The organism is Streptomyces sp. NC-S4 (assembly GCF_054353315.1).
This window is the reverse complement of sequence record NZ_CM135937.1, coordinates 4,038,145-4,057,753: the sequence shown is the minus strand read 5'-3', so window position 1 is coordinate 4,057,753 and position 19,609 is coordinate 4,038,145. Positions and strand designations below refer to the sequence as shown.

Sequence of the window (19,609 nt, the reverse complement as noted above, 5' to 3'; positions counted from 1 at the left end):
TTCCTCGTACAACTGGTCCGTCGCGGTGTGGGTCAAGGGGTACGCGCGGGTAACCAGCTCGCGCCTGCAGTCTGTGGGGGACCCCTTTGGAACACGAACAGACCATCCCGGAGCCGCGGAACGAGGGGGAGAGCGCGCCGGAGCCGGACGCTTCGGTCCCGCGCCGCCGGGTGGGGCGCACGGCTCTCCTGATCGCGGGCGCGGCGGCGCTCGGCGTCCTCGCCGGGACGATCACCGGCTACGCGGTCCAGTACCACCGCGAGCCCACTCCGCTGCCGCCGCTGGCCCAGCAGACGATGGCCGGGCCGAAGCCGCAGGCGATGAACGACGCGACGACCAAGCGCTCGATCAACGCCAACCGCTGGCACAAGGCGGACGAGGAGCTGGCGAAGAAGCTGCTGGATGTCCCGGGCGGAGCGAAGAGCGAGTTCTCGGGCGCACTTCCCCTGGACCTGTTCGCCGCGGAGTACTACAAGGAGGTCTCCGGAGGTCTCGGCGGCCTCATCACCGACCGGACCCGGAGCATCGCCTCCGTGGAATGGGCGGAGTCCGACCGGAACTTCGTCCAGATCTACCTGCTCCAGTTCCACGACCGCAACGAGGCCGAGGACTTCCAGCTGGGCATCGAGCACTACATGCCCACGAAGGAGTACGCGGGCAACGCGGGCAAGGAAGTGCAGGGAGTCCCCGACGAGTTCGGCCACATGTGGGTCGACTCGAAGGCGCACGAGAAGCCGGGATACGAGCCGATCCGCGGTGGCCGTGCCGTCGTCCGCCGTGGCGACACCGTGGTGACCATCATGTACGTGAACAACCGCGGCGATGTCGACGAGAACGCCCTGGCCGACCTGGCCAAGCGACAGATGGAGCGGCTGTGAGCGAGCAGCAGAACGTGAGCGAGCAGCAGAACGTGACCGACGCCGCCGGGGCGGGACCCTGGGCCGAGCCGCCGGCCGCCGCCGCGCCCCGGCGCAGGATGAACCGCAAGGTGGTCACGCTCGTGGCGGCCGGCGTGGGCGTCGTCGTCCTCGTCGGCGCCGGCCTCGGAGCGGCGGTCGCGCTCTCCGGCGCCGACCGGACCTCGCCGACGCGGTACTGGCTGGCCGAGGACCACACGACGAGCGGGACGCAGGCCCCGGTGCCGTCCGTGCCCCCGAACGCACTCACGGGCAAGCTGCTGCCGATGCCCAACGACTACTGGGCCGGCCCCGACATCGACAAAGAGGGCAACTACTACTTCATCTCGGGCGACCGGGCGCTGGAGACCTTCAAGGACGCCCGCAAGGGGCTGTCCAGCAGCCAGCGCGGCGAGCGCGACAAGGTGCTCGGCGACCTGAAGCTCAAGGGCCTGGCCGGGCGCAGCTACTCGCGCAAGGACGGCGTCGGCGGCGGTGTGGTCGCCGAGATCCAGCTCGTGCAGGCCGACCCGCAGCAGCTCGCCAAGTTCGGCGAGTTCGCCGGGAAGCTGATCGAGCTCTCCGGTTCCGACGGCGAGGCGCCGAAGGTGGACGGACACCCGCAGGCCAAGTGCTCGGTGAACTCCGTCGTCGTCGAGAAGGACAAGGACAAGAAGAAGGAGAAGCTCCAGTCCCTCGACTGCCTCGCCGTCGAGGGAGACGTCATGGTGAGTTTCCGGATGTACGGCAGCGAGGGATTCGTGGTGAAGGACGCCGCGAGCCTGTTCAAGCAGCAACTCGACCACATCAAGTCCCCCGGAGAGTCCGCGTGAGCGAGCAGACCACCACCGCGGCCACCGGGCCCGAGCCCGAGGCCGCGACCGCGACCGCGACCGCCCCGGAGCCCACGCCCACCGACACGGTCGCGGAGCCCACCGACGCGACCGCGGCGACCGCCGGGGCGGCCGAGGCCGTGCCGGCCCCGCCCAAGGACCGGCGACGCCTGTTCGCCGCCCTGCGCTGGACCGCCGCCGTCGTCGTCTTCGCCACCGTCGGCGCGGGGGTCGCGTACGGGATCACGGTGCCCGAGCGCACCGACATCCCCGGCCTGTCCACCGAGGACGACGGCCGCTGGACGTTCCCCACGCTGTCCCAGCCCGCGCTGCCCGCCGGTGCCCCGCTGCCCCAGGGCCCGGACAACAAGGACGGGACGCACTACGCGCCGCTCACCGGCCTGCTGCTGCCCGCGCCCGTGGGCTCCAAGGCGGACGACACGGTCAAGGCGGACAAGGACGGGACGGTGCCGGTCGACGCCTTCCTGGAGGAGTACACGCCCGAGGAGCGCCCGAAGCTGAAGCAGTCCCTCGAATGGGACGGGCTGCGGCAGATCACCGGTCGGGGCTGGACGACGGCGGACGGCACGCGGACGCACGTGTACCTGCTGCGTTTCCATTCCTCGGGCTTCGTGGACGCGTTCAAGGGCTGCGACAGCAACATGCGGCTGAACGGGGTCTCGGCCCTCGACCTGGACGACGTGTGGAGCAAGGCCAAGAACACCCAGATGAACAGCACCACGCTGGACTTCCCGGGGGCGGCCAACTTCGACGGTACCGAGCTCAGCGTGTACCAGGAGCTGAAGCCCCTCCTCGGGGAGGAACAGAGCAAGATCGGGTGCCTCCGGACGGGTGACGTCCTCGGCATGGTCATCCAGACCCGCAAGGGAGAGGTGGCTCCCGTTCCGTTCCACCAGACCGTGATCCTGCAGAGCCAGCTGCTGAGCTGACCGCAGGGCCGGTTCCCGGCCGGACCGGGGCTACGGGCCACCTCGCACGGTGCGCCCGGCCCCGGCCCAGTAGGCTTGGGAACCGGCCCGTACCCCCCGAACGAATTCCGAGGAGCACCCCGTGCTTGAGGCAGTCTTCACCTCCCTGCTGGTCCTGGTCTGCGTCGGCGTCATGGCCTTCACCGGCCTGGCCGTCAAGAAGCTGTACCAGGGTCAGCGCTGAGCATCCGCCCAGCAGACCGCCCCGGAACCCCTCCGACAGATCGCCTGAGCAGCCATTCATGATCCAGATCCCGTCCGACCTGAACCCGGGCCTCGTCCCCCTCGCCTTCCTCCTCGGCAACTGGGAGGGCGCGGGCGTCTTCGACTTCCCCGGTGAGGAGAAGTGCAACTTCGGCCAGGAGGTCGTCTTCAGCCACGACGGCCGGGACTTCCTGGAGTACACCTCCCACACCTGGGTCCTCGACGCCGAGGGCAAGAAGGTGCGCCCGCTGGAGTCCGAGTCGGGCTACTGGCGCATCGACAAGGACCGCAAGGTCGAGATCGTCATGGTCCGTGACCAGGGCGTCGTCGAGGTCTGGTACGGCGAGCTCGCCGACCAGAAGCCCCAGATCGACCTGGTCACCGACGCGGTCGCCCGCACCGCGGCCTCCGGCCCGTACAGCGGCGGCAAGCGGCTCTACGGCTACGTGAAGAGCGACCTCATGTGGGTCGGCGAGAAGGCCACCCCGGACGTCGAGCTGCGCCCGTACATGTCGGCCCAGCTGAAGAAGGTCGTCACGCCCGAGGAGGTCGCCGAGATGGCGCGCAACCTCCCGGACATGCCGGACGACGGCATCGCCTTCTTCCGCTGAGCCCACCGGCTGTACGCAAGGCTGTACGAAAGGCCGTGCGAAAGGGGACCGCGGGATCGCCCGCGGTCCCCTTCGCGCGCATACACTGGCCGGGTGGGGAGCGGCGTGGACACCGAAAGCTCTGACTGGAAGAGCGACCTGCGGCAGCGCGGATACCGCCTGACGCCGCAGCGCCAGCTCGTGCTCGAAGCGGTCGACGCCCTGGAGCACGCCACCCCGGACGAGATCCTCGCCGAGGTGCGCAAGACCGCCTCCGGGGTCAACATCTCCACTGTCTACCGCACCCTGGAGCTCCTGGAGGAGCTCAAGCTGGTCTCGCACGCCCACCTCGGGCACGGGGCCCCCACCTACCACCTCGCCGACCGGCACCACCACATCCACCTGGTCTGCCGGGACTGCGGCGAGGTCATCGAGGCGGACGTGGACATCGCCGCCGAGTTCACGGCGAAGCTCCGTACCGCCTTCGGCTTCGAGACCGACATGAAGCACTTCGCGATCTTCGGTCTGTGCCGCGAGTGCGCTGCCAAGCAGCGTGCCGCTCAGTCGTAGCAGGGTCGTACGCTTGGTCCCATGACCAGCAGCCCCTTGCTCCATCTCCCCGGCGCCGTACCGGCCGAAGGCCGTGACGAGGGCGTCGCCGCCCACTACGGCGAGCTGTACGGCGAACAGCGCGCCCTCGCGGAGGGGCGCGGCTTCGTCGACCTCTCGCACCGCGGAGTCGTCACCGTCAGCGGGCCGGAGCGCCTGAGCTGGCTGCACCTGCTGCTCACCCAGCACCTCACCGAGCTGCCGGCCTGGCAGGCCACCGAGGCGCTGATCCTCTCCGCGAACGGGCACATCGAGCACGCGCTCTACCTCGTCGACGACGGCGAGACCACGTGGGCGCACGTGGAGCCGGGCACCCAGGGCGAGCTGATCGCCTACCTGGAGTCCATGAAGTTCTTCTACCGCGTCGAAGTGGCCGACCGCACCGAGGAGTTCGCGGTCGTGCACCTGCCGGCCGGCTCCATCGCCGAGGTCACGCGGGACAAGGAGCACATCGTCCGGGAGACCGCGTACGGCCGGGACGTCTTCCTGCCGCGCGGCGAGCTGGAGTCCTTCGCCGCCGCGCACGGCCCGGCCGTGGGCCTGCTCGCGTACGAGGCCCTGCGCGTCGAGGCGCACCGGCCGCGGCTCGGCCAGGAGACCGACCACCGGACCATCCCGCACGAGCTGGGCTGGATCGGTACCGCCGTGCACCTGCAGAAGGGCTGCTACCGCGGTCAGGAGACGGTCGCCCGCGTCCACAACCTGGGGAAGCCCCCGCGCCGCCTGGTCTTCCTGCACCTGGACGGCTCGGAGGTGCTGCTCCCGGCCCACGGCACCCCGGTGCGGCTCGCCTCGGACGGGGAGGAGGGCCGTCAGCTGGGCTTCGTGACCACGGCCGTCCGCCACCACGAGCTGGGCCCGATCGCGCTCGCGCTGGTCAAGCGGAACGTGCCGGTGGACGCACCGCTGCTGGCGGGGAAGACGGCCGCCGCGCAGGAGGTCGTCGTAGCGCCCTGACCGCCCCCGCCTCCGTCAGATGTCGATGACGATGGTGAACGGGCCGTGATTGGTCAGCGAGACCCGCATGTCCGCGCCGAACCGGCCCGTCTCCACCGTCGCACCCAGCGCGCGCAGCTGTGCCACGACCTCGTCGACCAGCGGCTCGGCCACCGGGCCGGGGGCGGCCGCGTTCCAGGTGGGGCGGCGGCCCTTGCGGGCGTCGCCGTAGAGCGTGAACTGGGAGATCACCAGCAGCGGTGCGCCGTTGTCGCTGCAGGACTTCTCGCCCTCCAGGATCCGTACGGACCACAGTTTGCGGGCCAGCAGCTCCGCCTTCTCCGGGGTGTCGTCGTGGGTCACCCCCACCAGCACGCACAACCCCTCGCCGACGATCTCGCCGACGGTCTCGCCGCCCACGACGACGCTCGCGCCGTCCACCCTCTGCACCACTGCTCGCATACCACCTGTGTACCAGGCTTGCACCCGTCCGGGGCCGATCGGGTGGAGTGGGACTGCACCCGGGCCACGGGGAGTGGCACGATGCACACAGGCGGTGCGGGTGGCCGCACCGGTCGAGGGGACGGACCCGTTCGTATGAATACATCTGGTACCTCCGTACCTGCATCACCCGCTTCCGTCGCAGCTGCCGCGGTACGACCGCCCGCGCAGCGCACGGCGGAGATCCAGGGGCCGCCGAGCCCCACCACCGCACTCGGGCTGCCGGAGCTGCGCGCGCTGCGCCGTGACGCGCAGCGCGACGAGGCCGATCTGAGCTACGTGCGCAGACTGCTCCAGGGCCGCATCGACATCCTGCGGGCGGAGCTGGCCCGGCGGACGGACCCCGAGGCGCCGGTGGTGGACCGGCTCTCGGTGATCCTCGCCGACGCCCCTTCCAGCCGCAGCGCGTCCGCGCGGCACGTCACGCTCGGCACCCCGCACAGCGAGGAGTACCGCCTGCTGGCCGCGGAGATGCTGGCCGACGTGGAGCTGTCGGACCTGAGCGCCCGCACGGACGGTGAACTGCACGACGGGCTGGGGCGGCTGGTGCGCTACGAGCAGCAGGTCTCGCGGCGCCGCCAGCAGCTGCAGCGCACGGTGGACGACTGCAGTACGGAGATCACCCGGCGCTACCGGGAGGGAGAGGCGCAGGTGGACGACCTGCTGGCGTAGCGGACCGGCGCGGAAATTCGGACGACCGACGGCGGCCGGGCGATTAGCGTGGGCGGCTATGAGTGCTGACGTCCGGCCGATCGCCGAATCCGAACTCCCCGACTGGGTGCGCGCCGTGCACACCGGTTTCCTGACGCCCCACCGGGTGGCCGAGGCCGACATAGCCCTGCGCGCCAAGTACAGCGACTTCTCCCGGATGCAGGGGGCGTTCGACGCCGACAGCGGTCGCTGCGTGGCCGCCCTGCGCTCCTTCCCGCAGCAGCTGACCGTGCCGGGCGGGGCGGCCGTCCGCGCCACCGCGATCTCCAACGTGGGCGTGCTGCCCACCCACCGCCGGCAGGGTCTGCTGACCCGGATGATGGTCGCCGAGTTCGCCGCGGCGAAGGCGCGCGGCGATGCGCTCGCGACGCTGATCGCCGCCGAGTACCCGATCTACGGGCGGTACGGGTTCGGGCCCGCCACCTCTCTCGTGGAGTGGGAGGTCGACGTGGCGCGCACCGGGCTGGACCGGCGCCTGTCGGCGCCCGTGGACGGCGGGCGGATCGAGCTGGTGGACGTCGAGGAGCTGCGGCGGGTGGGGCCCGGGCTGCACGAGCGGCTGCGGGCGCGGACCCCCGGGGCCGTGGACCGGGACGAGCGCTGGTGGAGTCTGCAGACCGGCCTGGAGCAGTGGTCGTACCGGCCCTATCAGGAGAAGTTCTACGCCGTGTACCGGACGGCGGAGGGGGAAGTGGCCGGCCTCGCCGTCTACGGTGCCGACGACCATTGGACGGACGCGAAGCTTCCGCAGAACACCGTGCAGGTCAGCGACCTGCTGGCGGTCACCCCGCAGGCGGAGCGGGCGCTGTGGCAGTTCCTGTGCTCGATCGACTGGGTGCTGAAGGTCCGCACCGGCTACCGGGCCCCCGACGACCTCCTCCCGCAGCTGCTGCCCGACCCGCGCTCGGCCCGGGTCGTCTCCACCGCGGACTTCATGTGGGTGCGGGTGCTGGACGTCGTACGGGCGCTGGGCGCGCGGACGTACGAGGTGCCCGGGGTGCTCGTCCTGGAGGTCACGGACGGGACGGGGCCGGCGGCCGGCCGCTACCGGCTGGACGCGGGCACCGGCGTGTGCGAGCGGACCGAGGCGGCGGCGGACCTGCGGCTGGACGTGGCCGAGCTGGGATCCCTGTACCTGGGGGACGCGTCGGCGGTGCGGCTGGCCGCGCTGGGGCGGGTCACGGAGGAACGCCCGGGGGCGGCCGCACTCGCGGACGCGGTGTTCCGCACCGCGCGCCGGCCGTGGTGCCCGGACATCTTCTGACCGCCCGGGGCGACCGCGTACCGAGCACCGAGCACCAAGCACCAAGTACTGAGGACCGAATCTCTGTGACATCACTTGTGGAATCCCTGCGCGCCGCGGGCTGCGTCTTCGCGGAGGAGGAGGCGGAGCTCCTGACCGGGGCCGCCACCGACGCGGACCACCTGGCGGAGCTGCTGGCCCGCCGGGTGGGCGGCGAACCGCTGGAACACGTCGTCGGCTGGGCGGAGTTCTGCGGCCTGCGCATGGAGGTCGGCGCGGGGGCCTTCGTACCGCGCCGGCGCACCGAGTTCCTGGTGCAGGAGGCGGTGGCACTGGCCCGCCCCGGCGCGGTGGTACTGGACCTGTGCTGCGGGGTCGGCGCCCTGGGCGCGGCGGTGGCCGCGGGGCTGCCGGGCGGCGTGGAGCTGCACGCGGCGGACATCGACCCGGCGGCGCTGGTGTACGCGCGGCGCAACGTGGCCCCGTACGGCGGCCGGGTGTGGGAGGGCGACCTGTACGCGGCGCTCCCGTCCTCGCTGCGCGGCCGGGTGGACGTGCTGGTGGTCAACGCCCCGTACGTGCCGACGGAGGAGATCGTCCTCATGCCGTCGGAGGCACGGGACCACGAGCCGCTGGTCTCGCTGGACGGCGGGGCCGACGGCCTGGACGTCCACCGCCGGGTGGCGGCGGGGGCGCTGCCCTGGCTGGCCCCGGGCGGCCACCTGCTGATCGAGACGAGCGCCCGCCAGTCCCCGTCGACGGCCTCGGCCCTGACGTCGGCGGGCTTCGCGGTCCGGGCGGTGACCTCGGAGGAGCTGTACGCGACGGTGGTCATCGGCACGGCCTGACGCGGCCCGTCGACGGAGGAGATGCGTTGATCACGGAGTACCAGCAGAAGGTGCGCGAGCGGTACCTGGCCGCCCCCGTCCGGCCGGCCCCGGAGCCGTGGCAGCCGGTGCTGGACCGCCGGACGCCCATCGGGGGGCTGCTCGGCATCGGCTTCGCCGTCCATCCCGGCACCGGACACGACCTCGTCATGGTCGTGTCCAGCGACGGCCACGGACTCTTCGACGCGGTCACCGGCGAGAAGATCGCCCGCGACCGGTACCCCGACCCCGACACGAGCACCCCGGACGCCCACCCGGACCTCACCTGCCCCGGGCTCGGCCCGGTCGCGGGCGCCCCGGTGCGCATCGCCGGGCTCTTCGGCGGCGGCCTGCACCGCACCACACCGGACGGCTGGACCCTGGACGTGGTCAGCCCCGAGTGGCCCCACGACCGCGTCGTCCTGTCCGCCGACGGCGGTGCCCACAGAGGTCCGGAGGGAGGCTCGTGGTGGCACGTCTTCCACTCCGAGTACTCGGAACTCCGCGCGGCCGGTTTCTCCCCCTCCGGCCTGACCCTGGCGGTCGCCACCAGCAGCGACCTCACCCTCTGGACCCGTCCGGAGCTCCAGTTCGACGACGACTGAGCGGTCCGGAACGCGAGATACCGGCTGAAGGCTTCGTGGCTGTCGGGGGTGAAGGGCCACTCCAGCAGGGTCGACCGCAGCTCCGGCTCGGTCAGCCGGCCGTGCCAGGCGACCTCGTCGGGATCGGCGGTCACGGTGTCCGGCACCACAGCTGTGTGCACGCCGAGCCAGTGGGGGCTCAGACCGCCGCGGTTGACGAACGTGAACAGCAGGCGCGGCAGCACCCGAACGCCCAGCTCTTCGGCCAGCTCCCGCGCGGCGGCCCGTTCGTAGGACTCGCCGGCGTGCACGGCGCCACCGACGACGACCTCGTAGAGCCCGGGATAGCGCGGCAGCCGCTCCGACCGCCGGTGGACGAGGATCCGCCCACGCTCGTCACGGCACACCGTCACGGCGACCCGGTGCAGCAAACCCTCCCGGACGGCCTGCCGCTCAGCCTCCGGCGTCCGGATCCATCTGCGGGTCACAGCCCGCCCGCCGCCGAGTGGGAGATGCTGCAAGCAGGTCGCTTGCAATAGTTAGCAAGGTCGGGCAGGATCTGAGCATGGCATCGCTCAACGTCGGAAATCTCGGCGAATACCTCCGTGAGCAGCGGCGGCAGGCCCAGCTTTCGCTGCGGCAGCTGGCCGAGCAGGCGGGGGTGTCGAATCCGTACCTGAGCCAGATCGAGCGTGGGCTGCGCAAGCCGAGCGCGGACATCCTGCAGCAGCTCGCCAAGGCGCTGCGGATCTCCGCGGAGACGCTGTACGTGCAGGCCGGGATCCTGGACGAGCGGGACCCGGACGAGGTCGAGACGCGGGCCGTCATACTCGCCGACCCCTCCATCAACGAGCGGCAGAAGCAGGTGCTGCTCCAGATCTACGAGTCGTTCCGCAAGGAGAACGCGCTCGATGTGCCCACCGACGAGATGCCGTCGAAGCCGAACTGAAGTTGATCCGGGAGGACCAGCACATGGCCATCGCCGATGACCTGAAGAAGACCCTCACCGACCCCACTCCCCTCTACTTCGCCGCCGGCACCGCCGACCTGGCCGTGCAGCAGGCCAAGAAGGTGCCCGACCTGATCGAGCAGCTGCGCGCCGAGGCTCCCGCGCGCATCGAGGCCGTGAAGAACACGGACCCGAAGGCTGTGCAGGAGGCGGTCACCGCCAAGTTCGCCGAGGTGCTCGGCGCGATCGACCCGAAGAAGCTCGGGGAGACCGCCCAGGACCTGGCGCTTCGCGGTGTCGGCGTGGCCGCCGAGTACGCGGTGCGCGCCAAGGAGACCTACGACAAGGTCGCCGTGCACGGCGAGCAGGCCGTGCGGACCTGGCGGGGCGAGGTCTCCGCCGAGATCGTCGACATCGCCGTGGCCGTCGAGCCCGAGGCGGAGCCGGTGGCGGCCGAGCCGGTGGCCGAGGCCGACGGCGAGGAGAAGCCCGCCGCGAAGAAGACCACCGCGCGCAAGAGCCCGGCCAAGAAGGCCGCGGTCACGGCGGGCGACGCGAGCTGAAGCACGGCCGCATGAGCGACGGCGGGCCGGGCACCCTTCAGGTGCCCGGCCCGTTGTGGTTCATGGAGGGGCCTGTGCCGGTAGCGTGGAGTCGGGCGGCATCGGAAGTGCGAAGCAGAAGCTGAGAAGGCGGTCGAAGCGATGTTGATGGAAGGGTTCGATCGAGGCGTCATCCCGTTCCTCGGGCTCGTCATGCTGGTGCTCGCCGTCGTGGCCTTCGTGTTCGCCCTGGTGGCGCGGGAGGACGCGTACCGGGCGGCCGACAAGCAGAGCAAGACCTTCTGGCTGGTCATCCTCGGCGTCACCGTGGCCGTGGACTTCTTCCTGGGCATGCTGTTCCTGCAGATCGCCGGTCTCGTCGCGACCATCGTCTTCTTCGTCGACGTGCGCCCGGCCCTCAAGCAGGTCTCGGGCGGTGGCGGCCGTCGCGGCGGCAGCAGCAGCGACGGGCCGTACGGGCCCTACAACGGCGGACGGTAGCCGCCCTGGGCCGTCTCGCCCGGCAAGATCCGGAAGGGACGGCCTAGCCTTCGGCGCGGGAGAGCAGGACCACGGCCACGTCGTCGGTCAGTTCACCGCCGTTGAGCCGGCGGGCCTCGGTGACGGAGGCCTCCAGCAGCCCCTCACCGCTCAGCCCGCGGTCCAGATGGCGGTTGATCATGTCGACCATGCCGTCCTGGCCCAGACGTTCCTTGCCCTCGCCGATGTGGCCCTCGATCAGGCCGTCGGTGTAGAGCATCAGGCTCCAGGTGCCGCCGAGCTCCACCTGGCGGCGAGGCCAGCGGGCCCGGGGCAGCAGCCCGAGGGCCGGACCGCTGTTCTCGTACGGGAGCAGCCGCGCGCGGCGGCCCGGGCGGGAGATCAGCGGTGCCGGGTGGCCGGCCAGGCACAGACCGGCGCGGCGGCCGTCCGGGGCTATGTCGACCGTGCACAGCGTCGCGAATATCTCCTCGCACGGCCGCTCGACCTCCAGAACCTCCTGGAGGGTGGACAGCAGGTCGTCGCCGCACAGGCCGGCCAGGGTCAAGGCGCGCCAGGCGATGCGGAGCTCGACGCCGAGCGCGGCCTCGTCGGGGCCGTGGCCGCACACGTCGCCGATCATCGCGTGGACGGTGCCGTCGGGGGTGCGGACGGTGTCGTAGAAGTCGCCGCCGAGCAGGGCCCGGCTGCGGCCGGGGCGGTAGCGGGCGGCGAAGCGGAGGTCGGAGCCCTCCAGCAGGGGAGTGGGGAGCAGGCCGCGTTCCAGGCGGGCGTTCTCCTGGGCGCGCAGTTTCGATTCTGCGAGCTTGTACTGGGCGATGTCCGCCCGCTTTCTCTCCACGGCGTAGCGGATGGCGCGGCTCAGCAGCCGGCCGTCCAGCTCGTCCCGGAAGAGGAAGTCCTGGGCGCCGACCCGGACGGCCTCGGCAGCGCGCTCGGCCTCGTCCTCGCCGGTGAGGACGAGGACGGCGTGGCGTGGCGCGATGCGCAGCACCTGGCGGAGGGCGACCAGCTCGTCCACGGCGGTGGCGGTTGCCCCCGGGGTGCGGGCGCCGGCCTCCGGAAGGGACAGGTCGAGCAGGATGCAGTGCACGTCGGGCGTGAGCAGCCGTTCGGCCTCGGTGAGGTTGCGGGCGGTTCGGACGCGGATGCGGTGGCCGTCCGCGTCGAGGATCTCGGGGACGGTGAGGCCGCCGGCCGGGTCGTCCTCGATGACCAGGAGGGTCAGCGGGGTGGTGTGAGGGGCCGTCGGCGCGACCACTTGAGGGGTCGCCTGCGCGACGCCCGTGGCGGCTGTGGCCGGGGCGGCGGTGTACAGAACGGCCTGACCGCTCTCCGTGGCCGGGATGTCCCTCTGCCGCGGTACGGGTACGGGCATCGTCTCCGGTTCCTTCCCTCCCCCCGAGGGTGCGCTCGTCCGGCAGACCCTAGCGGTCCCGGCCCGGCGAACGGAATGCCGTTCTTGGTGAGGGCCTCCGTCATATGCGGTTATCGCGGGGGAAAATCGGCTCACTGGATGACAAAGGTCACGGTGGGGCCGGGTTCCGTCCCGTTGAGCGAGACGTTTCCGGACCCCGCCGGGTTGCCTGCGTCACACGATCCGTCGCTCCGGTCCGCTCCGACGGCGGGCCCGGATCCCCGCACCGCAGGCGGGGCTCGTTCGCCGCCGGCCCGCACGGTCTCGCCGCAGCCGCAGCCGCAGCCGCAGCCGCAGGCCGAGCCCACAGCCGCAGGCCGGGCCCGCAGCCGCAGCCGCTGTCGCCGCGCCGAGCGACCGTGCCCGGGCCGCGTGCCCCGGCACCGCCGGAGCCCCGGACCCGCCCGCCGAGCGACCCCGCAGGGGCTACGCGTCGGGGCGGACCACTGCCTTGATCGGCATCGAGCCCGCGCCCGCCAGCGTGATGTTCCGGCCGGGGCGCGGGGCGTGGACCATCGCACCGTCGCCGACGTACATGCCGACATGGGTCGCGTCGTCGAAGTAGATGATCAGGTCGCCCGGGCGCATGTCCTTCAGCGCGACCTTCGGCAGCAGCCGCAGCTGTTCCTGCGAGGTGCGCGGGATGCCCCGGCCCGCCGCCAGCCAGGCCTGGGAGGTCAGCCCGGAGCAGTCGAACGACGACGGGCCCACGGCGCCCCATTTGTACGGCTTGCCGATCTGCGCGGTGGCGAACTGCACGGCCCGCTTGCCCGCGTCCGTGGCCGCGCCGTTGACGTCCTTCATCGCGCCCGACGACAGCCACGCCGTCTGCGCCCTGTACTGGGCTTCCTGCTCCAGCTGGATCAGCCGGGCCTTCTCCTCGGCCTCCAGCTTGCTCTCCAGCTCCTCCGCCGCCTTGATCTTCTCCTCGATCTGCTTCTTGGCCTCCTCCGACTTGACCCGGTTGGCCTCCAGGGTGGCCCAGCGCAGGCTCGCCTCCTCGGCGTAGCGCTGCAAGTCGGCCTGGGTCCGGTCCAGTTCGGAGAGCATGCCCGAGGTGGCCTTCTCGGCCTCGCGCAGCCGGCCCGCCCCGTCGAGGTAGTGGTTCGGGTCGTCGCTCAGCGCCAGCTGCGCGCCCGGCGGCATTCCGCCCGTGCGGTACTGGGCGCGGGCGGCGGCGCCCGCCCGGTTCTTCAGGGCGGTGATCCGCTCCTTGCCGGCGACGACGAGCTTGGCGATCTCGACGATCTTGTCCGACTGGGCCTTGGTCTCGGCCTCGGCGAGGTTGTAGGCGTCCGTGGCGGTGCCCGCCTGCCGGTACAGCTCCTCGATCTCCTTGCGGACCTGCTCCAGGGACTTGCCGCCCGGCTCGGGGAGGGGCGCGGCCGGGGCCGCGGGAGAGGCGGGGGCCACCGGGGCGGCCGGAGCCGCGTACGCCATGCCCGTCGCGAGGCCCGGCGCCGTCAGTATCGCCATCGTGCACAGCAGTACGAGAGAACTTGCGCCTCGCCGTCGCCTTGCGGCTCCCATGGTCCCCCCAGGCACCCCGGTCAGATCCGGTCTCAGATCTGACTATTCATCAGTAACTTCTCACTGCCATCGGGATGGTGCCACGAGTCGATGAATTCCAACACCCTTGTGGACGGCGATCCGATCTTGTCCGCCCCAACGGACCCCACCCCCAACCCCGCACGGTTCAACGGAACGCCCCCGCCCCCGGTTCCCCCGCGGACCGCGTTCACCCCACCGGGCGCAACGCCTCCCAGGGCAGGGTCAGTTCCCCCTGCCGCCACCGCCGAGGCCCGTCCACCAGCGGCCAGTCGCCGGCCAGCGCCCGCGCCGTCCGGATCCAGCGCTGCCGCGCCCCGTACGAGGCGTACGGGGCCGCCGCCGCCCACGCCCGGTCGAAGTCCCGCAGGAACGCGTGCACCGGCTCGCCCGGCACGTTCCGGTGGATCAGCGCCTTCGGCAGCCGTTCCGCAAGGTCGGAGGGGCGCTCCAGCGAGCCCAGCCGGGTCGCGAACGTCACCGTGCGCGCCCCCTCCGGGCCCAGCGCCACCCACACGTGCCGCCGCCCGATCTCGTCGCAGGTCCCCTCCACCAGCAGCCCGTCCGGAGCCAGCCGCCCGCACAGCCGCGCCCAGACCTCGGCGACCTGCTCCTCGTCGTACTGGCGCAATACGTTCGCCGCGCGGATCAGTGCAGGGCGGGCCCCGCCGTCCAGCGGCACCTCGAAACCGCCGTGCCGGAAGCTCAGCCCCTCCCGCTCGTACGGCTTCGCACCCGCCACCCGCGCCGGCTCGATCTCGATGCCGACCACCCGTACCCGCGGCGCCGCGTCCCGCAGCCGCGCCAGCAGCTCGACCGCCGTCCAGGGCGCGGCCCCGTACCCCAGGTCGACAGCGACCGGCGCCTCCGCGCGCCGCAGTGCGGCCCCGTGCGTGGCCGCGATCCAGCGGTCCATCCGGCGCAACCGGTTCGGATTGGTCGTCCCGCGCGTCACCGAGCCCACGGGGCGGCCGGGCGCGCGGCTGGAGGGCGGGGTACTGCGGGAGGCCATGAGCCGAGGGTAAGCGGAGGGCCCGCGCACCATGAAAATCCCGCCGCGCAGCACTGAGGACGAGGAAACCCGCAGGAAAACCGGACACCCCGGAATGCGCGGGACGGCCATCCGGGTTGCACTCCTTGCAGGGCGTCTTCCGCGCCCTCGCCGTCATGCCGTCCGGCATGCGGTCCGTCATGCCGTCCGAGCGTCGTGCGTGCGCCGTCCGAGCCGAGAGGACTGGTCCTTTGAGCCAGTACGTGTCCCGCCTCAGTGGCCGCCTCGCCGCCGCCCGTGCCACCCGCCACGAGCCACCCCGCCTGCGCCTTCCGGCCGTCGGCCACCACCGCAAGCCGCGCCGCGTGGCCATGCTCAGCGTGCACACCTCGCCGCTGCACCAGCCCGGCACCGGCGACGCGGGCGGCATGAACGTCTACATCGTCGAGCTGGCCAAGCGGCTCGCCGCGATCAACATCGAGGTCGAGATCTTCACCCGGGCCACCACCGGCGGGCTGCCCCCCGTGGTCGACCTGGCCCCCGGAGTCCTCGTCCGGCACGTGGACGCGGGCCCCTACGAAGGCCTCGCCAAGGAGGAGCTCCCGGCCCAGCTGTGCGCCTTCACCCACGGCGTCATGCAGGCCTGGGCCGGCCACCGCCCCGGCTACTACGACCTCGTCCACTCCCACTACTGGCTCTCCGGCCACGTCGGCTGGCTCGCCGCGCAGCGCTGGGGCGTCCCGCTCGTGCACGCCATGCACACCATGGCGAAGGTCAAGAACGCGGCGCTGGCCGAGGGGGACACGCCCGAGCCCGCCGCCCGCGTCATAGGGGAGACGCAGATCGTGGCCGCCGCCGACCGGCTCATCGCGAACACCGCCGAGGAGGCCGACGAGCTCGTCCGGCACTACGAGGCCGACCCCGCCAAGGTGGCCGTCGTCCACCCCGGCGTGAACCTCGACCGGTTCACCGTCGGCGACGGCCGCGCCGCGGCCCGCGCCCGCCTCGGCCTCCCGCGGGACGCCGTCATCCCCCTCTTCGCCGGGCGGATCCAGCCGCTGAAGGCCCCCGACATCCTGCTGCGCGCCGTCGCAGTCATGGTCGACCAGGACCCCTCGCTGCGCCGCCGCCTCTTCGTGCCCGTCGTCGGCGGGCCCAGCGGCAGCGGCCTCGCCAAGCCGGAAGGCCTGCACAAGCTCGCCGCGAAGCTCGGCATCGCCGACCTCGTGCACTTCCACCCGCCGGTCGCCCAGGACGGCCTCGCGGACTGGTTCCGGGCGGCGTCCGTGCTGGTCATGCCCTCCTACAGCGAGTCCTTCGGACTCGTCGCCATAGAGGCGCAGGCCGCGGGCACGCCGGTGCTCGCCGCCGAGGTCGGCGGGCTGCCCGTCGCCGTCAACGACGGGGTCACGGGGATCCTCGTACCCGGGCACGACCCGGTGGACTACGCGCGCGAGCTGCGGCGCTTCGTGGACGAGCCGGCGCTCGCGGACCGGATGGGCGCCCAGGCCGCACGGCACGCGCAGTTCTTCGGCTGGGACACCGCGGCGAGCGGCACGGCCGACGTCTACACCGCCGCCATGCATGATCATCGCCGTCGCGTACGCTCCCACCATGGCTGACACCGCCGAGATCATCGAGAGCGCGCTCGCCGCCGCGGAGCTGAGCTGGGAGAGCCCCGAGCCGGGGTCCTACGTCGTCCAGCTCCCCGGCACCCGCAAGCTGAGCACCACCTGCTCGCTGAAGGTCGGCCGGCACTCGCTGTCGGTCAACGCCTTCGTGATCCGGCACCCCGACGAGAACGAGGCGGGCGTCCACCGCTGGCTGCTGGAGCGCAACCTCAAGCTGTACGGCATGGCGTACGCGGTGGACCGCCTCGGCGACATCTACCTGACGGCCCGGCTCCCGCTGTCGGTCGTCGACCCGGAGGAGCTGGACCGGCTGCTCGGCACGGTCCTGGAGGCCGCGGACGGCTCCTTCAACACGCTGCTGGAGCTGGGCTTCGCGAGCGCGATCCGGCGCGAGTACGAGTGGCGGGTCTCGCGCGGCGAGCCGACCTTCAACCTCGACGCGTTCAAGCACCTGACGCGCCCGCAGGGCGAACCGGACGCCGGGCCCGGCGGCACTCCGATCGGCTGACGCACCGCACCGAACGGCGCGGGAGGGCGTGTCGGCCCGCCCGGCCGGTGCCGTCCGCCCGCACCGTGGCGGGATGAGCGGGACCACAGCCGAAGCACTCATGTACGCCTGGTTCGCCCTGGCGCTCCTGTCCGCCGGCTACGTCGCCCACGACGCGTTCACCAAGAACCCCGAGCTCACGGTGATGAAGTGGGGCTGGGTGCTGGTGACCCTCTACATCGGCCCGGTGGGCGCCGCGCTCTACGTGCTGTCCTGCAAGGAGCCGCGGCCGGGGACCCACGAGCGGTTCGTGGCGCCGCTGTGGAAGCAGGCGCTCGGCTCGACCATCCACTGCGTGGCCGGCGACGCGACCGGCATCATGGTCGCGGCCGTCGTCGCCTCGCTGCTCGGCCTCCCGCCGTGGGCCGACGCCCTGTTCGAGTACGCGGTGGGCTTCGGCTTCGGGCTGCTGGTCTTCCAGGCCCTGTTCATGCGCGACATGCTCGGCGGCAGCTACGTGCGGGCCGTCCGCTCGACGGTGTACGCGGAGTGGCTCTCGATGAACTGCGTGATGGGCGCCATGGTCGCGGTGAACGTGATCGTGCGCAGCCAGGTGCCGGGGGCGCGGGACGTCGGCGACGTGCGCTTCTGGGCGGTGTTCTCACTGGCGGTGCTGGCCGGGCTGGCCTTCGCGTACCCGGTCAACGTGTGGCTGGTCGCCAACCACCTCAAGCACGGGATGGGGACGGTACGGGCGCTGGGCGAGGGCGGCGAGCCGCTCCCGGCCGCCGCCGCCCACGCGGGTGCCTCCGGCATGGTCATGCCGGAGGCGGAGGTGACGGCGGAGCAGAAGACGGCCATGGCGGTGCTGACGGTCCTCTTCCTGGCGGCCGGGGTCCTGCTGGCCGCGATCTTCGGTCACCTGACCTGACCCGCCCGGCCCGCGGCTGGCCTGTGTCCGGGTCAGCCCGCCGGGTCCGGGCCCGCGGACCGCACCGGACCGGCCTCGGCCAGGCCTGCCTCCCGCCGGCCTGAGCACGGCCGCCCCCGGCCTGAGGCCTGCCCCGGTCTGCGGCCCCGCCGCCCCGGGTTGCTCCGGCGCGGCCTTTGGCCCGTGGCCTGCGGCCGGCCGGCTCCGGGCCTGTCGGGTCAGCTCGCCGGTACGCGGTCCGCGGCCGGAGCGGGGGACCCGGGGGGCGCCTCGTCCGTCGGGGCGGTGGTGGTCCCGGCCGCTGCCGGGGCCGCACCCCGGTCGCCCTCGGAGAGACCCCGCATCAGCAGCCAGTAGCCGGCCGCCGCGACCGTGCCGAGGACGCCGGTGGCCCCCCACAGCCAGTCGGCCCCGAACCGGTCGATCAGGAAGCCCGCCATCAGCGGCGCCACCAGCGCGGCCACCGCCCAGGACAGGTTGTAGACACCCTGGTAGCGGCCGCGCCCGTGGACCGGCGAGAGCTGCACGACCAGGCTCATCTGGGTCGGCGAGTTCACGATCTCCGCCAGCGTCCACACGCACACCGTCAGCGCGTACGCCCACACCGGCCCGGCGAAGGCCGTCAGTGCGAACCCGTACCCGGCCAGCAGCGCCGAGACCACCAGCAGCTTCTGCGGGTCGCGCCGCTCGATGAACGCCGTGACCGGGATCTGCAGCAGCACGATCAGCAGCCCGTTCACCGCGATGACCAGCCCGTAGTCCCTGGGCGAGAAGCCCGCGGAGCCCATCGCGACCGGCAGGCCCACCGAGCCCTGCGTGAAGATCAGCGAGATCAGGAACGACAGCCCGACCACGCCCATGAACCGCCCGTCCCGCAGCACCGTCCCGAGCCCGATCGCGGGCTCCTCACCGGCGGCGGCCGGGGCGTCCACCGACCGGGCGGGCCGCTCCGGCCGCGACTCGGGCAGCTTGACGAAGACCAGCACCGCGCAGACCAGCGTCAGCGCCGCCTCTCCGAGGAAGCCGGCCAGGTAGCTGTACTGCGCGACCAGCCCCGCCGCCGTCGCGCTGACGGCGAAGCCGAGGTTGATGGCCCAGTAGTTGAGCGCGAAGGCCCGTACGCGGTCCTCGGGGCGGACGATGTCCGCCATCATCGCCGCGACCGCCGGCCGGGAGGCGTTCGAGGTCATACCGACCAGCAGGGCCACGGCCGCGATGGCCGCCGGGTGCTCCATGAAACCGAGCAGCGCCACCGAGAAGGCGGTCGACGTCTGGGCCGCCAGCAGCGTGGGCCGGCGCCCGAGGCGGTCGGTCATCACGCCCGCGACGAGGGAGGAGACGACACCGCCGAGTCCGTGGAGCGCCACCACGAGTCCCGCGAAGGAGGCCGAGTAGCCCCGGTCCAGGGTCAGGTACAGGGCCATGAAGGTGGCGACGAAGGCCCCCAGCCGGTTCACCAGGGTGCTCGTCCAGAGCCACCAGAAGGCCCGGGGCAGACCCGAGACGCTTTCCCGGGCGGCCCGTCTCAGACTGGCAGCGGACATGCGGAATCCCCCCGAGGGTGTAAGCGTCGCTCTGGCGAGCTGCACATTACGAGGGGGCGGGTCCGGGGCGCCAGTCAATTGACCCGGACCGTCAATCCGGCCGGAC

At 72.4% G+C, this 19,609-nt stretch carries 21 protein-coding genes and 1 pseudogene; 16 read left to right on the top strand and 6 right to left on the bottom strand.

Annotated elements, in window-relative coordinates; all coding sequences use genetic code 11:
- Positions 1-86: 86 nt before the first annotated feature.
- The 6 genes from ACXNSR_RS17910 to ygfZ all read left to right on the top strand — a co-directional run bounded on the left by ACXNSR_RS17910 (position 87) and on the right by ygfZ (position 5,078).
- Positions 87-878: a hypothetical protein gene (locus tag ACXNSR_RS17910; RefSeq protein ID WP_458642997.1), complete on the top strand. Its 792-nt coding sequence runs from the start codon at positions 87-89 to the stop codon at positions 876-878.
- Complete coding sequence (locus ACXNSR_RS17905; protein ID WP_458642996.1) at positions 875-1,729, top strand: hypothetical protein; 855 nt, start codon at positions 875-877, stop codon at positions 1,727-1,729. Before ACXNSR_RS17910 ends, ACXNSR_RS17905 begins: the two co-directional genes overlap by 4 nt.
- Positions 1,726-2,679: a hypothetical protein gene (locus ACXNSR_RS17900; protein ID WP_458642995.1), complete on the top strand. Its 954-nt coding sequence runs from the start codon at positions 1,726-1,728 to the stop codon at positions 2,677-2,679. The genes ACXNSR_RS17905 and ACXNSR_RS17900 overlap by 4 nt, the downstream gene beginning before the upstream one ends.
- Positions 2,680-2,960: 281 nt before the next feature.
- Complete coding sequence (locus ACXNSR_RS17895) at positions 2,961-3,533, top strand: heme-binding beta-barrel domain-containing protein (RefSeq protein ID WP_030011198.1); 573 nt, start codon at positions 2,961-2,963, stop codon at positions 3,531-3,533.
- 93 nt (positions 3,534-3,626) lie between these two features.
- Positions 3,627-4,082, top strand: coding sequence for a Fur family transcriptional regulator (locus ACXNSR_RS17890; RefSeq protein WP_458642994.1), 456 nt, complete (start codon positions 3,627-3,629; stop codon positions 4,080-4,082).
- 21 nt (positions 4,083-4,103) lie between these two features.
- The gene (ygfZ, locus tag ACXNSR_RS17885) at positions 4,104-5,078 is read left to right on the top strand and encodes a CAF17-like 4Fe-4S cluster assembly/insertion protein YgfZ (protein ID WP_458642993.1); all 975 of its coding nucleotides are present in this window, start codon (positions 4,104-4,106) and stop codon (positions 5,076-5,078) included.
- Positions 5,079-5,093: 15 nt separating this feature from the next.
- Here the strand turns inward: ygfZ and dtd are convergent, their stop codons facing one another.
- On the bottom strand, positions 5,094-5,519 hold the full coding sequence (dtd, locus tag ACXNSR_RS17880; RefSeq protein ID WP_030011201.1) for a D-aminoacyl-tRNA deacylase: 426 nt from the start codon (positions 5,517-5,519) through the stop codon (positions 5,094-5,096).
- Between the two features lie 135 nt (positions 5,520-5,654).
- Between dtd and ACXNSR_RS17875 the strand changes: the two genes are divergently transcribed.
- The 4 genes from ACXNSR_RS17875 (at position 5,655) to ACXNSR_RS17860 (ending at position 8,983) form a co-directional block, all read left to right on the top strand.
- The gene (locus ACXNSR_RS17875) at positions 5,655-6,230 is read left to right on the top strand and encodes an RsiG family protein (RefSeq protein ID WP_458642992.1); all 576 of its coding nucleotides are present in this window, start codon (positions 5,655-5,657) and stop codon (positions 6,228-6,230) included.
- A 58-nt stretch (positions 6,231-6,288) separates the two neighbouring features.
- A complete protein-coding gene (locus ACXNSR_RS17870) occupies positions 6,289-7,533 on the top strand; it encodes a GNAT family N-acetyltransferase (protein ID WP_458642991.1) in 1,245 nt (414 codons plus the stop codon).
- Positions 7,534-7,598: 65 nt separating this feature from the next.
- Entirely contained in the window at positions 7,599-8,360 is a 762-nt protein-coding gene (locus ACXNSR_RS17865; protein WP_458642990.1) for a putative protein N(5)-glutamine methyltransferase, read from the top strand.
- Between the two features lie 26 nt (positions 8,361-8,386).
- Entirely contained in the window at positions 8,387-8,983 is a 597-nt protein-coding gene (locus tag ACXNSR_RS17860) for a hypothetical protein (protein WP_458642989.1), read from the top strand.
- Here ACXNSR_RS17860 and ACXNSR_RS17855 read toward each other — a convergent pair.
- A pseudogene (locus tag ACXNSR_RS17855) lies at positions 8,977-9,450 on the bottom strand (NUDIX domain-containing protein); the annotation flags it as partial. The gene ACXNSR_RS17860 and the pseudogene ACXNSR_RS17855 sit on opposite strands and share 7 nt — an antisense overlap.
- A 77-nt stretch (positions 9,451-9,527) precedes the next feature.
- Between ACXNSR_RS17855 and ACXNSR_RS17850 the strand changes: the two are divergent.
- From ACXNSR_RS17850 to ACXNSR_RS17840, 3 genes are all read left to right on the top strand, one after another.
- Entirely contained in the window at positions 9,528-9,911 is a 384-nt protein-coding gene (locus ACXNSR_RS17850) for a helix-turn-helix domain-containing protein (protein ID WP_037717984.1), read from the top strand.
- Between the two features lie 23 nt (positions 9,912-9,934).
- Complete coding sequence (locus ACXNSR_RS17845) at positions 9,935-10,474, top strand: hypothetical protein (RefSeq protein WP_458642988.1); 540 nt, start codon at positions 9,935-9,937, stop codon at positions 10,472-10,474.
- 141 nt (positions 10,475-10,615) lie between these two features.
- On the top strand, positions 10,616-10,954 hold the full coding sequence (locus tag ACXNSR_RS17840) for a DUF2516 family protein (RefSeq protein ID WP_189734889.1): 339 nt from the start codon (positions 10,616-10,618) through the stop codon (positions 10,952-10,954).
- Between the two features lie 43 nt (positions 10,955-10,997).
- On the opposite strand, the gene ACXNSR_RS17835 is transcribed toward ACXNSR_RS17840, so the two are convergent.
- The 3 genes from ACXNSR_RS17835 to ACXNSR_RS17825 form a co-directional block, all read right to left on the bottom strand.
- Positions 10,998-12,332, bottom strand: a complete 1,335-nt coding sequence (locus tag ACXNSR_RS17835) for a PP2C family protein-serine/threonine phosphatase (RefSeq protein WP_458642987.1) — start codon at positions 12,330-12,332, stop codon at positions 10,998-11,000.
- A 465-nt stretch (positions 12,333-12,797) separates the two neighbouring features.
- Positions 12,798-13,847 carry a C40 family peptidase gene (locus tag ACXNSR_RS17830; protein WP_458642986.1) on the bottom strand — a complete coding sequence of 350 codons (1,050 nt, stop codon included), beginning with the start codon at positions 13,845-13,847 and terminating at the stop codon, positions 12,798-12,800.
- Between the two features lie 262 nt (positions 13,848-14,109).
- Entirely contained in the window at positions 14,110-14,931 is an 822-nt protein-coding gene (locus tag ACXNSR_RS17825; RefSeq protein WP_189734895.1) for a class I SAM-dependent methyltransferase, read from the bottom strand.
- A 230-nt stretch (positions 14,932-15,161) separates the two neighbouring features.
- On the opposite strand from ACXNSR_RS17825, the gene mshA reads away from it, so the two are divergent.
- The 3 genes from mshA (at position 15,162) to ACXNSR_RS17810 (ending at position 17,959) form a co-directional block, all read left to right on the top strand.
- Positions 15,162-16,532, top strand: a complete 1,371-nt coding sequence (gene mshA, locus ACXNSR_RS17820; protein ID WP_458642985.1) for a D-inositol-3-phosphate glycosyltransferase — start codon at positions 15,162-15,164, stop codon at positions 16,530-16,532.
- Positions 16,525-17,049 (top strand): type III secretion system chaperone family protein, encoded by a 525-nt coding sequence (locus ACXNSR_RS17815; RefSeq protein ID WP_458642984.1) that lies wholly within the window; start codon positions 16,525-16,527, stop codon positions 17,047-17,049. Before mshA ends, ACXNSR_RS17815 begins: the two co-directional genes overlap by 8 nt.
- A gap of 73 nt (positions 17,050-17,122) precedes the next feature.
- Positions 17,123-17,959, top strand: coding sequence for a DUF4396 domain-containing protein (locus ACXNSR_RS17810; RefSeq protein ID WP_458642983.1), 837 nt, complete (start codon positions 17,123-17,125; stop codon positions 17,957-17,959).
- Positions 17,960-18,177: 218 nt separating this feature from the next.
- Here the strand turns inward: ACXNSR_RS17810 and ACXNSR_RS17805 are convergent, their stop codons facing one another.
- Positions 18,178-19,503 (bottom strand): MDR family MFS transporter, encoded by a 1,326-nt coding sequence (locus tag ACXNSR_RS17805; RefSeq protein WP_458642982.1) that lies wholly within the window; start codon positions 19,501-19,503, stop codon positions 18,178-18,180.
- Positions 19,504-19,609: the final 106 nt, after the last annotated feature.

Bases quoted from the DNA above. Each gene is read 5' to 3' on its own strand.
- ACXNSR_RS17895 (WP_030011198.1), top strand. From the start codon at position 2,961: ATGATCCAGATCCCGTCCGACCTGAACCCGGGCCTCGTCCCCCTCGCC.
- ygfZ (WP_458642993.1), top strand. From the start codon at position 4,104: ATGACCAGCAGCCCCTTGCTCCATCTCCCCGGCGCCGTACCGGCCGAA.
- dtd (WP_030011201.1), bottom strand. From the start codon at position 5,519: ATGCGAGCAGTGGTGCAGAGGGTGGACGGCGCGAGCGTCGTCGTGGGC.
- ACXNSR_RS17875 (WP_458642992.1), top strand. From the start codon at position 5,655: ATGAATACATCTGGTACCTCCGTACCTGCATCACCCGCTTCCGTCGCA.
- ACXNSR_RS17870 (WP_458642991.1), top strand. From the start codon at position 6,289: ATGAGTGCTGACGTCCGGCCGATCGCCGAATCCGAACTCCCCGACTGG.
- ACXNSR_RS17850 (WP_037717984.1), top strand. From the start codon at position 9,528: ATGGCATCGCTCAACGTCGGAAATCTCGGCGAATACCTCCGTGAGCAG.
- ACXNSR_RS17845 (WP_458642988.1), top strand. From the start codon at position 9,935: ATGGCCATCGCCGATGACCTGAAGAAGACCCTCACCGACCCCACTCCC.
- ACXNSR_RS17840 (WP_189734889.1), top strand. From the start codon at position 10,616: ATGTTGATGGAAGGGTTCGATCGAGGCGTCATCCCGTTCCTCGGGCTC.
- ACXNSR_RS17835 (WP_458642987.1), bottom strand. From the start codon at position 12,332: ATGCCCGTACCCGTACCGCGGCAGAGGGACATCCCGGCCACGGAGAGC.
- ACXNSR_RS17830 (WP_458642986.1), bottom strand. From the start codon at position 13,847: ATGGCGATACTGACGGCGCCGGGCCTCGCGACGGGCATGGCGTACGCG.
- ACXNSR_RS17825 (WP_189734895.1), bottom strand. From the start codon at position 14,931: ATGGCCTCCCGCAGTACCCCGCCCTCCAGCCGCGCGCCCGGCCGCCCC.
- ACXNSR_RS17815 (WP_458642984.1), top strand. From the start codon at position 16,525: ATGGCTGACACCGCCGAGATCATCGAGAGCGCGCTCGCCGCCGCGGAG.
- ACXNSR_RS17810 (WP_458642983.1), top strand. From the start codon at position 17,123: ATGAGCGGGACCACAGCCGAAGCACTCATGTACGCCTGGTTCGCCCTG.
- ACXNSR_RS17805 (WP_458642982.1), bottom strand. From the start codon at position 19,503: ATGTCCGCTGCCAGTCTGAGACGGGCCGCCCGGGAAAGCGTCTCGGGT.